At 50.8% G+C, this 13,532-nt stretch carries 8 protein-coding genes; 5 read left to right on the plus strand and 3 right to left on the minus strand.

Going from position 1 to position 13,532, the window contains the following annotated elements; genetic code table 11:
• Positions 1-20 precede the first annotated feature (20 nt).
• From ACYVJM_RS03090 to ACYVJM_RS03105, 4 genes are all read left to right on the plus strand, one after another.
• Positions 21-2,288: a TonB-dependent receptor gene (locus ACYVJM_RS03090; protein ID WP_461146736.1), complete on the plus strand. Its 2,268-nt coding sequence runs from the start codon at positions 21-23 to the stop codon at positions 2,286-2,288.
• Positions 2,289-2,596: 308 nt separating this feature from the next.
• Positions 2,597-5,152 (plus strand): glycosyl hydrolase 115 family protein, encoded by a 2,556-nt coding sequence (locus ACYVJM_RS03095; protein ID WP_461146737.1) that lies wholly within the window; start codon positions 2,597-2,599, stop codon positions 5,150-5,152.
• A 237-nt stretch (positions 5,153-5,389) separates the two neighbouring features.
• Positions 5,390-7,324 (plus strand): sialate O-acetylesterase, encoded by a 1,935-nt coding sequence (locus tag ACYVJM_RS03100; protein ID WP_461146738.1) that lies wholly within the window; start codon positions 5,390-5,392, stop codon positions 7,322-7,324.
• A 24-nt stretch (positions 7,325-7,348) separates the two neighbouring features.
• Positions 7,349-8,893 (plus strand): glucuronyl esterase domain-containing protein, encoded by a 1,545-nt coding sequence (locus tag ACYVJM_RS03105; RefSeq protein ID WP_461146739.1) that lies wholly within the window; start codon positions 7,349-7,351, stop codon positions 8,891-8,893.
• A 293-nt stretch (positions 8,894-9,186) separates the two neighbouring features.
• Here the strand turns inward: ACYVJM_RS03105 and ACYVJM_RS03110 are convergent, their stop codons facing one another.
• Genes ACYVJM_RS03110 through ACYVJM_RS03120 form a run of 3 tightly spaced genes read right to left on the minus strand, consistent with a single transcriptional unit; the run spans position 9,187 to position 12,244 of the window.
• Positions 9,187-10,080 (minus strand): glycerophosphodiester phosphodiesterase family protein, encoded by an 894-nt coding sequence (locus ACYVJM_RS03110; protein ID WP_461146740.1) that lies wholly within the window; start codon positions 10,078-10,080, stop codon positions 9,187-9,189.
• Between the two features lie 38 nt (positions 10,081-10,118).
• Positions 10,119-10,373, minus strand: coding sequence for a hypothetical protein (locus ACYVJM_RS03115; RefSeq protein WP_461146741.1), 255 nt, complete (start codon positions 10,371-10,373; stop codon positions 10,119-10,121).
• A gap of 29 nt (positions 10,374-10,402) precedes the next feature.
• Positions 10,403-12,244, minus strand: a complete 1,842-nt coding sequence (locus ACYVJM_RS03120) for a M48 family metallopeptidase (RefSeq protein ID WP_461146742.1) — start codon at positions 12,242-12,244, stop codon at positions 10,403-10,405.
• A gap of 174 nt (positions 12,245-12,418) precedes the next feature.
• On the opposite strand from ACYVJM_RS03120, the gene ACYVJM_RS03125 reads away from it, so the two are divergent.
• Positions 12,419-13,435 (plus strand): LLM class flavin-dependent oxidoreductase, encoded by a 1,017-nt coding sequence (locus tag ACYVJM_RS03125; RefSeq protein WP_461146743.1) that lies wholly within the window; start codon positions 12,419-12,421, stop codon positions 13,433-13,435.
• Positions 13,436-13,532: the final 97 nt, after the last annotated feature.

A 13,532-nucleotide genomic window follows, 5' to 3' on the forward strand; every position in this document is an offset into this window, starting at 1 on the left:
GATCCGCACACACTCAACCAATGAAGTTTACAAGAATCATTTTTACACTCGTACTTACTTTACTGGCCATTCAGGCAGCGTATGCCCATCTGGGTACGCTTACCGGTACGGTATTCGATGGTACTACGCATCTGCCTCTGCAGGGAGCTACCGTACAATTGGCCGGATTAGATAAAGTAACACTTACCGATGAGCTGGGCCGCTATCGCTTCGATAAACTGGTAGCATCGCCTTATAAAGTCGAGTTCTCGCACGTGGGCTATGCCGCCCACGTGCAGGAGATCACCATTATGGATGACCAGACGACGCACCTGCAAACTACCCTGGCGGTAGCACCGGTAACCTTAAGTTCAGTAACGGTGTCGGCTCTGAAAGCCAATATGCAGCAACTGATCAGTAATCTGGATATTCGATTGCGGCCCATCACCAATTCGCAGGAAATTCTCCGAATGGTTCCCGGCTTATTTATTGGTCAGCACGCGGGCGGGGGAAAGGCCGAGCAGATTTTTCTGCGGGGCTTTGATCTGGACCACGGCACTGACATTCGCCTGACGGTAGATGGTATGCCTGTCAATATGGTTTCTCATGCCCACGGACAGGGTTATGCTGACCTGCACTTCGTTATACCCGAATTGGTTGAAGGTGTGGATTTTAGAAAAGGGCCATATACCACCGATAAAGGTAATCTGGCAACGGCCGGTTGGGCCGATTTTCGGACGCGGACTGCCCTGGATCGCTCCTTCGTTAAGCTGGAGGTGGGACAGTTCAACACCTACCGGGCTGTAGCCGGGCTGGATTTACTGGGTGCACGCGGTAAGGCAAAAAATCAATCAGCTTACCTGGCCTCCGAATACTCGTTCAGCGACTCGTACTTCGATAATCCCCAGCATTTTAAACGAGTCAACGTACTGGGAAAATACCACCGCCATATCGGAGCGAACACGAACCTGACCCTAACGGCTTCGACGTTCTGGAGCAAGTGGAATCATTCGGGTCAAATACCGGACCGGGCCGTGGCGTCCGGATCAATAGGCTGGTTTGGGTCCGTCGACCCGACCGAAGGTGGAGAAACCAGCCGGACCAACGTTAATGCGCAACTCGTCACGGTCACGCCCCGTAATCACACTATCAAAAACCAGTTTTTCTACAGCAATTACAATTTCGAGCTGTATTCCAACTTCACGTTCTTTCTTAAAGACAGTCTCAACGGCGATCAGATCCGTCAGAAAGAACACAGAAATCTGTTCGGTTACAACGGGAGTTACGCCACCCGGACCAACCTTGGCACAACCAGTTGGGCAACGACACTGGGCGCTCAGTACCGGCAGGACATTACCCATGGAACGGAGTTGTCGCACTCCAAAAACCGGGTAGAAACGTTAAATCGGCTTCAGTACGGCAATATCAACGAAATCAATGCCGCCCTTTATGCCGATGAGGTCGTTCAGGTATCCAGTCGCTTCAGCATCAACGCGGGTATTCGGGTCGATTATTTTAGCTCACAATACGAGAATTTACTAATCAATCCTTCAACCAACAGGCGCGCAACGCAGGCAATCGTATCGCCCAAACTGAATTTTTATTACACCATCAATCCGCACGCCCAACTGTATTTAACTACAGGAAAGGGTTTCCATTCCAACGACGCCCGTGTGGTTACAGCGCAGAATGGTCGCGAGATTTTGCCCGGTGCCTATGGCTCCGATATCGGAATCATCGTAAAACCGTTTCCTAAACTGCTCATTAACGCAGCCGCCTGGTATTTGTACCTGAAACAGGAATTTGTATATGTGGGCGACGAAGGCGTTGTGGAACCCAGTGGCCGTTCACGTCGAATGGGGCTGGATCTGTCCGCCCGGTATCAGCTTACCCGCCACTTGTTTGCCGACATTGACCTGAATACGGCCAATCCACGTTCGCTGGATGCCGAAGCGGGTCAGAATTATTTACCCCTGGCCCCGGTATTTACCTCAACCGGTGGGGTATCGCTGCAAACGAATCATGGACTCAGCGGTTCATTACGCTACCGGTACATGGCCGATCGACCCGCCAATGAAGACAATTCAATTGTGGCCAAGGGCTACTTCGTTTCGGATTTGCAGATGAACTACCTGCGAAAGAAATACACGCTGGGTCTAACTATACAAAATCTGCTGAACACACGCTGGAAAGAAACACAGTTCAATACCGAGAGCCGCCTAAGAGGAGAAGCTGAGCCCGTCGAAGAAATTCACTTTACACCCGGTACACCTTTCTTTACCCGGCTGAGCCTAACTTATTTCTGGTAGATGCCGGAAGGCACTGGCTTTCAGAAAAAATGCACATTTCGCAAACCCGGCCACAAACGCCCATACTACCTTTATCCACCCGATAAGCTACAGATTTGCAAAGTCATTCAGAAACTTGACAGATTCGCAAATCCCGTTAAAACGGTAAAAAATAGTTTTATTTCTATAAAAAGCAGATTGAGTTTATTTTTTGTGTTAATTATGCAACCGATTGCATAAACCAACAGACAGACTACATCGATTGGGCAACTAATTGAATGCAATCGTTCAATACGCTTACCAAATGCTTACCTGTCCACCCTAGTGACATGAAATTGACTCTGACTCTGGCTGTCCTACTCCTCTTTTCTGCCGCCAGCCATGCGCAAAGTTTACTGACCAACCAATCACCGTTTGCGGTGACAAAGGCGGTGATTTACGTTGATAACAGCGAAACTGAACTCGTAAAAACATCTGCTGAGTTACTTCAGAAAGACATTGAAAAGATAACCGGAACCAGGCTACCCATCGTTACGGCTGTAGGCCAGAATGGCAAAAACGTCATTGCCATTGGCACCATTCAGCAATCGTCCTTTTTGAAACAACTGATTGCCCAGCGAAAAATTGACCCGGCAAGTCTAAACGGCAAATGGGAAGCCTCGGTGGTGCAAACCCTGACGAACCCGGTTAAAGGCATCCCGAATGCCCTGATTATTGCTGGAAACGACCGGCGGGGCGCGGCCTATGGCGTCTTTGAGTTATCCAGGCAAATGGGCGTATCGCCCTGGTACTGGTGGGCCGATGTGCCGATCCACCGGCAGAAGGAAATCTATTTTAAACAGAACGTCACCCTAACTGATGCTCCCGGCGTAAAGTACCGGGGTATTTTTCTCAATGACGAAGCTCCGGCATTATCGGGCTGGACCAAAGAAAAATTCGGCGGATTCAATCACAAATTTTACGAAAAGGTGTTTGAATTAATCCTTCGTCTAAAGGGGAACTACATCTGGCCTGCCATGTGGGGCAATGCCTTTTATGCCGATGATTCATTAAACATTCGAATGGCTGACAAATACGGCATCGTCATTGGCACGTCACACCACGAACCCCTGATGCGGGCGCATGACGAATGGCGACGGGCGGGTGGCGGTCAGTGGAATTATGAATCCAACCCCGACAAGCTCCGGCAGTTCTGGCGCGACGGGATGAAACGGGCTACCAACGAAAAGATTGTGAGTGTGGGGATGCGGGGCGATGGCGATGCGCCCATGTCGCGCGAGACGGCCACCGCCTTGCTCGAACACGTCGTCACCGACCAGCGAACCATCATCAGCGAGGTAACGGAAAAACCAGCCGCCGAAACGCCACAGCTATGGGCCTTGTACAAGGAAGTTCAGGAATACTACGATAAAGGTATGCGCGTGCCAGACGATGTGACCCTGCTGCTCTGCGACGACAACTGGGGCAACCTGCGGAAACTCCCACGGCCCGACGAAAAACCCCGCAAAGGCGGTTACGGCATCTATTACCACTTTGACTATGTAGGCGGGCCCCGCAATTACAAATGGCTTAATACCAACCCGCTGCCCCGAATCTGGGAGCAAATGAACCTGGCCTGGCAGCACAAGGTGCGCGACATTTGGATTGTAAACGTCGGCGACCTTAAGCCCATGGAGTTTCCGATCTCGTTCTTTCTGGATTTTGCCTGGAACCCTGCTAAGATAGACGCCGACGGCCTCACGGCTTACTCGGAACAATGGGCAGCCGCTCAGTTTGGAAAAGCCCATGCCAAAGACATCGCCTATTTACTGGCCCGCTACGCAAAATTCAACGCCCGCCGAAAGCCTGAATTGCTCGACGCCAGCACCTATTCCAGCCTGAATGAATGGGAAACGGTAGTTGGCGAGTACACGGAGCTCCTGACAAAAGCCGAAAAAATCAATAACGACCTGCCCGCGGCTTACCGGGATGCGTTCTTTCAGTTGGTGCTGCACCCCATCAAAGCCTGCGCTAACCTGAACAACATGTACTACCATGTCGCCCTCAACAGACTGGCCTATCGCAATAAATGGAATACGACCAATGGATTTGCTGGTAAGGTGAAGGAACTGTATGCAAACGACTCATTGATCACGCGACAATATCACCAGCTCAACAACGGTAAGTGGAATCACCTGATGAGTCAGACCCACATTGGGTACACCTACTGGCAGCAGCCGGAGCGCCAGAAAATGCCCTCGGTCAACTACCTTCCCGCCGACTCGGCCGTTGCGCCAAAAGACGTTGTCCTAGCGCCGGCGAACCAGCCTAATGGCCAAAGAGCAGCGGCCGGTTCACGCTTTCAGCAGGTCGCCCAAAAAGGCATTTCTATAGAAGCCGACCATTTTACCCGCGCCATAAACGCCAACGGCATCAGTTGGAAAACCCTTCCCGATCATGGTCGGACGGGATCGGCAATCACGCCTTTTCCGGTTACGGCCAACGAGCAGAAGCCAGAGGGCAAATCGCCCCATTTGGAATATGACATCCAGACCTATAGCAACGGGGAGTTTTCAATCAATGCTTACTTTTCACCAACACTGAACTTCTTCGCGTCGGAGAACGGGCTGCAATACGCCATTTCGGTCGATGACGAAGCTCCGCAGATCATTAGTCTGAACAAGGAAGATAAGACAAGCGACAAAGGCATCTGGAATAAATGGGCAGCCGAGAACATCATCATCAAACCCACCAAACATAAAATTGCCAGGGCAGGGAAACATACCGTGAAATTCTGGATGGTGAACCCCGCTGTGGTGCTGCAAAAGCTGGTCCTTGATTTCGGCGACCTGGAACCCCGCTACCTCGGGCCTGAAGAGACAACCGGACATTGGTCCGATAAATAACTCTGACTTCATTATGCCTAACTAACGTGAATAATGGCTTACTAAAAGATCAAGCACGACTCATTTTTTGTCATCCCGACGCAGGAGGGATCTTCAGTCGAGCCTAATTCCCATTTTCACCGAAGATACCTCCTGCGTTGGGATGACAAAATCAGAATAAGTCCGCTGTCTGATTTTGTGAATTTTATTTTAAGCACTGCCCAACACCCTCTTAACCAAAGCCCTAACAAATTACCCATGAAACGATTACTCGTGCTGTGCCTGCTGTTGGCAGCCCATCTCATCGTACAAGCCCAAATCCGTTTACCCAAATTGATCAGCAACGGCATGGTACTCCAGCGCGACGCCCCTCTTAAGGTTTGGGGATGGGCGAAACCGGGCGAAAAAATTGCCGTTCACTTCAGAAACAAAACCTATAAAAACACGACCGATGCTGACGGGAAGTGGCAGGTAACGTTACCCCCCCTGTCTGCCGGTGGCCCCTTTACGATGGACATAACGGGGAGTTCCAAAATCACACTAAACGATATTTTAATCGGTGATGTCTGGTTTTGCAGTGGGCAGAGCAACATGGTCCACCAGCTCAATATTCATGACGTAACTTATGCAAATGAGATCAAAACAGCCAATTTTCCACAGATTCGGCAGTTTTGGGTACCTACTCTGACGAACCTGCAAGGCCCGCAACCCGATATTCCGAATGGACAATGGAAAGCCGCTGTGGGGGAAGACGTTCGACCGTTTTCGGCAGTAGCTTACTTTTTTGCGAAGAAGATTCATCAAAAATACAACATACCAGTGGGCATTATCAACGCCAGTGTAGGCGGTACACCCATCGAAGCCTGGACCAGTGAGGCAGGACTCGCTGAGTTTCCGGCGCTGAAAACCACCATCGAGAAGAATAAAGATACAACCTACATTAACGGTCTTAACCACCGACCATCCCAGAACACGGCCAACAGATCAGCACCGCCGGTCGACCTGGGGACGGCGGGCCCGGTAAAATGGTTCGACGCTGCGTATGTCCCAAAAGGCTGGCGGCCCATCAACATACCGGGGTATTGGGAAGATCAGGGCCTTAAAGACCTGAACGGCGTCGTCTGGTACCGGCGCGAAATTGATGTGCCCTCTTCCATGACGGGCAAACCAGCGAAAGTCTTTCTAGGTCGGATCGTGGATGCCGACGAACTCTACATCAACGGAAAACAGGTTGGTCGAACGACCTACCAGTACCCACAACGCCGTTACGCAGTTCCCGCCGATCTGCTGAAAGGGGGCAAAAACGTGTTTGTCGTTCGGGTAACCAACGCAGTTGGCAAAGGCGGTTTTGTTCCCGACAAACCCTATTGCCTGTTCGCTGGTGCGGACACCCTTGATCTTAAAGGAACCTGGCACTACAGGGTGGGCACTGCCTACCGGCCCATGTCTGGGGGATTCAGCGGTGGCGGGGCAATCAATGCGCAGAATCAGCCAACGGCGCTGTATAATGCGATGGTGGCCCCGGAAATCGACTACACCATCAAAGGCTTTTGCTGGTACCAGGGTGAAAGCAATGCCGGTAGGCCAGAGGAGTACGCAACCCTGCTGCCCGCCCTGATCAACGACTGGCGAAACAAGTGGAAGCAGGGCCCTCTCCCATTCCTGTATATCCAGTTACCCGGCTTTATGGATTACAATTACCTGCCTTCCGAAAGCGGCTGGGCAGTACTGCGGGAAGCGCAACTCAACGCGCTCAAAATAGCCAATACGAGCATGGTCGTGGCTATTGATCTGGGCGAATGGAACGACATCCACCCCGATAATAAGAAAGATGTGGGCGAGCGACTCGCCCTTTCCGCTCTAAAGACAGCCTATAAGGAACCCATCATATCGTCGGGTCCTATCTATCAATCGGCAGCCGTAGACGGCAACAAGATCGTAGTCAGCTTTACGGATACCGGCGGTGGCTTGATCACCAACGACGGAGAAGACCTGAGCGAATTCGCCATTGCGGGAAGCGACAAGAAATTCGTGTGGGCCAAGGCCAGAATAGAAAACGGTAAGGTGGTCGTGTGGAGTGATGAGGTACCCAATCCTCTTTACGTTCGCTATGCCTGGGCCGACAACCCGGTCAACCCAAACCTCTATAACAAAGAGGGCTTACCAGCCTCGCCGTTTCGAACGGATAAGTAAATGCACTCCTAAACCCTCAATCACATGCACAAACACTTGGTCTTCGGGCTGCTTATGGGCCTTTCGGGCGGGGCTATGGCCCAACAAATGGCCATCGACAGCAGCAAATACCCTCGGCTTAAAACATTTACGGCTATTCAGGATCAGTCCGAGATGATGCAGCAACTAGGCATCAAAAAATTAAGGCCCGGCCCAAGTGGCAATGAAGCCGATCCTAATCACGCCAACTACGACGAATCCAAAGCCGAGCCCTGCCCGCAGTTGCCCGACGTGCTCACCACTCGAAACGGCAAGAAAGTAACCACGCCCGATCAATGGTGGAAGCAGCGTCGACCGGAACTCATCGAGGATTTTGAACGAGAGATGTACGGTAAATTACCCGCCAACATCCCAAAAGTCAACTGGATTGTTAAGGTCACGGACAATGAATTTGTTGGCCGAACTCCTGTAGTTGCCAAACAACTAATTGGCCGGGTCGATAACAGTGCCTACCCGCTGATCAACGTAAACATCAACATGGTGCTGGTGTTGCCGCAGAACGTAAAAGGCCCGGTGCCGGTAATGATCATGCTAGGCTTCCCGACCTTGCCCGCCCCGGCTCAGCCCTCTCCCGCCGATCTGGAGAAGCTGAATGTGGCGTTCAAGGAGATGATGATCAAAAGCAACCCGGAGATGAAGGCCATTTTCGACCGTTATCCAGCTTATGCGCCTATAACGCGCCTGCCGGGGGCCAACTTTTTCGCTCCCCCACCTACCGGCGACTCTCCGCCGACTGAGCAACTGTTAGCGGCTGGCTGGGGATATTGCACCATCGAGCCCGTCAGCATTCAGGCCGACAACGGCGCGGGCCTCACTCGTGGCATCATTGGTCTGGTCAACAAAGGCCAGCCCCGCAAACCCGACGACTGGGGTGCCTTGCGGGCCTGGGCCTGGGGTGCTTCGCGAGCACTGGACTACTTGGAAACGGAGCCGCAGGTTAATGCTAAACAGGTGGGTGTGGAAGGGGTGTCCCGCTATGGTAAAGCCGCCCTGGTAGCCATGGCTTTCGACCAGCGGTTTGCATTAGGGTTAATCGGCTCATCGGGCAAGGGCGGCACTACCTTACAACGACGTGTGTTCGGGGAAGCTGTCGAAAGCCTCGCCGGTAGCGGAGAATACCATTGGATGGCAGGAAATTATTTGAAATATGCCGCTGCCGAGTCATCATCCGGCCCTAAAACCGGCTGCGACCTTCCAATCGATTCGCACGAACTGCTGGCTCTTTGCGCCCCACGGCCTACTTTCGTCAGCTACGGCATTCCCGAAAAAGGCGATGCAAAATGGCTCGACCAAATGGGCAGTTACAAGGCTACCATAGCCGCCGGGCCGGTGTTCAAGCTGCTGGGTGCCCGCGATCTGGGCGTCAGCAATGATTATAACACCGAGAAAATGCCGGACGTACTTACCGGCCTTACAAACGGCGAACTGGCGTGGCGGCAGCACAACGGCGGCCATACTGATGCACCTAATTTTCAATTCGTTATTCCTTGGGCCAGTAAGCTGTTCAAGTACGAACGGATTGCCAAATAACTTAAAGGCAACCAATATCGGTTGCTCTTAAGTTATTTGTAAACACTAACGGGTTGACTCCATATGGAATCAACCCGTTAGTGTTTACAAATAAGTTGCCCCTATTTTACCCGGAGGGTTGATTCCCGGCTGTTGGACATAGTTTGTGACCTTGTCCAACGACCCTGACCCAAATTCGGCATAGCTCCAGTTCTTTGTTTACCCAAATTACGTTACCCCTTTTAGAAGCGAAGGCTTGATTTGCCCGCAAGCAATTCCGATGAGTTGTTTGCGTTAGCCTCGCACCTATCCGCTTAATACAGTACGTTGGCAATTTCCAGGGGCCGGTCGGTCGACATAATGTCAGCGCCATTCTCGACAAACTTTTTATAAACCTGGTCGCCTTTGGCTGCGGCTTGCTTGTCCAGGTTACCCAAGGTGCCTAATATGCAGGCAATGCCCTTTTCGTGGAGGAATTTGTATAGATCAGCATCGGGTTCTTTAACTCCTACAAAAGCCACCATCCGGCTATCAGGAACACCCAGTTCGCGTAGCCGGTCGTATTCGGCGCGGTTACGGATGGTTACCGATATCATCAGGTACGGATCGAGTTTATTCAGTTTAGCCGCATCCTGCGCGTTGTAGGTAATAACCGCCACATAATCGTCGGCACCGGTTTTGTGAATCATGTCGACCACTTTGGCAAACGACACATTCCGTTTAACATCGAGGGTAAATGTCACTTTGTTTTTACCCCAGCGCAGCACCTCTTCCAGCGTGGGAATTTTATACGGCGTAACGTTGCCCTGATTATCCTCCAGCCGGTACTGACTCAATTCGGCATAATTCCGGTCGATGAGTTTGCCGGTGCCCGTTGTGGTACGGTCGAGGGTAGCGTCGTGCATCATCACCATGACGCTGTCTTTTGTCAGATCAATATCGCATTCAATGATGACCGGCATTTTCTTCGCCAGATAATCGAACGACTCGATGCAGTTTTCGGGATAACCTTTCAGATCGCCCCCACCCCGGTGCGCGGAGATTTTCGCTGCCTGATTGGGCTTGTAGCTAAAGAAATCATAGGCTTTCCCGGCCGCGACTTTCGTGTATGTTTTTGGTGAGCAGGCCGACAGAGCTGTAACAACCAACCCAACTGATAACCATGCGAACTGTTTTCTTAGCAATATAAATACACGTCTATACTTCATAAAACCAACGAAACGATCGGATAAACTCGTCTCACTTGTCATAAGGTTGCCTGCCAGCGAATAAGTTCATCTAAAACCGCAATCTGAGCCTGTCCGGCCAGTTGCGGCATCCCCTCCAACTGTCTGTATAAATTCACCATGTGCTCCCAATTAAATGAAACGGCCTCTATAACCTGTAGAGGATCAGCACATAAATAAGCGGCATACCCATTGCTAAACGTAACCGCTCCCACCTGCGAGGGTAGGTTTATTGTTTGGCTGTTAATATAGGCCTTTTGTATTTTATCATTCATGGCCTCAATCTGTCCACCCATTCCCCGTTTTATCCCGCCCCCTCTTTTAGGGCGTCCTGCGTGTTTTTGATCAGGTCCGTATACTCCATCAGTAGCTCTTCGTACAACTCCCGATCCTGATCAAGGCTGAAATACAGCTCATACCGCTGAATAAGCTCATCACCAACCCCTTGCTGTACAGCTTTTTGATAATGCCAGCGAAAAGCATCGATCTCCAAACGCTTAAAGTAAGCCTGTAACTCTTCAATCTCAGGATTGATAACAGCCAGCACACTATCAACCTCCTTGCGGTCATATTTCTTTCCATCGAAGTCGAACGAACGGGTTTGAATCTGCCTGGTTTTGATCTGAAGCAAGGTATTCCGATCGTCGAAAGCGGTAAAGAGCTGCTTCCTTAATTGCCGATTTTCATCCGAAAAAATGGTTTCTTCATCGGGAATGGCACTCGTTTCCAGGGCTATGCTACCGGGCTCAAAAGTGGCTAATAGTCTCCTGTCATAAAAGCCTTTGTACTTTTCGGGCAATTGCGCCCGATTAACTTCGTCAATAACATGATCCACATACTCTGCTGTATGAATGAACTGACGGTTGGCCGATACGTTCAGTTCAACACCAGCATAGAGTCTGTTTGTGAGTTCTTTTTGCCAGTGCTCAGGATTGGTAAACAGCAACCAGGGCGACGATTCATCGGGAATACAGGGAGCCAAAACAGTTCGAATATTTTCTTCACGTTCTTTCTGCGCCGGATGCGATGACCACTGATCTTCATAATTTACCCGACGCGCTACCACCATTTTGCTGGCCTGCTCATCCGTCAGTAAGGGAAGCCCATGCCGTATATCTATGTCAAGTTCCGAAGCCAGCATGTGCATCGTTTTGGTGTGTAACGGGTATATATTTTCAGCGACTTTTGATTCTCCAACCAATCCATTCAGATAGCTTATCATCTGCTGGTAAGCGGCATCACCTAATTCGATCCGGCGAAGGGCGGTTATTACCGGCTGCGCTCCGGCAGCACTTACGGCCACCAGATCAGCCTGATATTCCATTTCTCGCGACAACCCCATATACCGCAGATTCAGCCATTGGTAGGCTTTGCTTAGTACTCTACGGACCAGATTAACTAAAATATGAGTGAGTCCCGCAAACGTCCCCCATAATCCACCCGATTCAGCCCACTTATCGAGCATTGCATCCCAGCGGTCACGGTCGTATACCAAGTTATAGATCACTCGATTAACGATATAGACATAACTACCCAACTTCATAGACCGCTGAGAGAAATGTCCGAATTCGTGCGCTATAACCGCTTTGAACTCACTCATGTTAACGGAATTAACCAGCCCCATCCCGATTTCAAGGTTCTTTTGTACAGGCATGATCAAACTCCAGAAACTGGAATTGTAAAAGACACAGGCATTGACATTGGGCGACAGGAATATCTTGTACGGCTTGGGGGCATTCACCTCTTCGGCCAGTTTATGAATGAATGTCACCAAGTTCGGGTGATCCTCATCGGTAATTTCAATCCGCTGGGCATTCTGATTCCTATATACTGCAAACAGAAATTTTACCAGGAAAAGCAGAAACATGACGCCAAGCGCAATCAGGCCCACGCCAATGATCAATGTGAATTTATTTATGGAAAAGCTTATCAACCAGATCGTACTCAGCACACAAACATACCCAAGTGCTATACCGAACCCGATCAGCAACAGATACAGGCTGGCAAAGCCGATAATTCCTGCCAGCGTTCGTCTGACTTCTTTTCTAAAAGTCGCGGATGGGTCCAGAAAACCGGTATCAGACAGGTCGGGTGCAGGTGGATAGAGTGTTACGTGTGCGTGGTCAACAGGTGGAGAAGGAATCATGCTAAAGGTGTTATGATTTTTGTAGGATAGTTCACTTGTGCTTAATTGCAATTACTGATTTAGTATACAAATAAGCAAAAGATAGGGTAATCATATTTTCATCCTACATCAAAATCAGGGTGTATTCGGATTGATTACTCACTCTTTTTGGTTATTACTGAAAAGCAACGAGCTATGATTCCCTTTTCAGTTCTTGATTTATCGCCCATTGTGGAAGGCAACACCGCCACGCAGGCTTTGCGAAATACATTAAATCTGGCCCAACACGCTGAGCAGTTGGGGTATAACCGTTATTGGCTGGCCGAGCATCACAACATGCCGGGCATTGCGAGTGCAGCTACATCAGTTGTTATTGGCTACGTGGCGGGTGGTACCAAAACCATTCGGGTGGGTTCCGGCGGTATCATGCTGCCTAATCACTCCCCGCTGGTCATTGCCGAGCAGTTCGGTACGCTGGAATCACTCTACCCCGGTCGGATCGATCTGGGTCTGGGACGCGCCCCCGGTTCCGACCAGGCTACCTACCGGGCCTTGCGCCGGACGGCTAACGGACCGGATACCTTCCCGCAGGATGTCGTTGAACTTCAGCATTACTTTCAGCCCGACGATACCAATCAGTTTGTCCAGGCAATACCGGGTACAGGCCTGACTATTCCCATCTGGATTCTGGGCTCGAGCCTGTTCGGGGCTCAATTGGCGGCTATGCTGGGACTCCCCTACGCGTTTGCCTCGCACTTTGCGCCCGCCGAACTATTGCGGGCATTACAGGTGTACCGGACCCAGTTTCAGCCATCAGAACACCTGAAAGCACCCTATGCCATGGTGGCGGTCAACGTCATTGCGGCCGATACCGATCAGGAAGCACAGCGTCTGTTTACGTCGGTTCAGCAACAGTTTCTATACATTCGTCGGGGTAAGGCACGTCAGATGCAGCCGCCCGTCGATAATCTCGAAGAACGCTGGGACCCGTACGAGTTAGCGGGCATTGACTCCGTTCTGCGCTGTTCGGCGGTTGGTTCGCCCGAGACCGTACAACGCGGACTGGTGAGCTTTATCGAACAGACCAAAGCGGATGAGTTGATCATTACCGCACCTATTTATAACCATGAAGCCCGCAAGCATTCGCTGACGCTGACAGCGCAGGTACGCGACGCGCTGGCTGCTCAGGAAGCGGAACCAATTGCTGCCTGAGCGTTGAAACGACGTTTAAAGGGCAAGCACGATACACGCTTCCTGATGTCCCATATACAGGAAAAGCCTCTTCGCATGAAGAGGCTTTTCCTGTATA

It is taken from the genome of Spirosoma pulveris, from assembly GCF_054781875.1.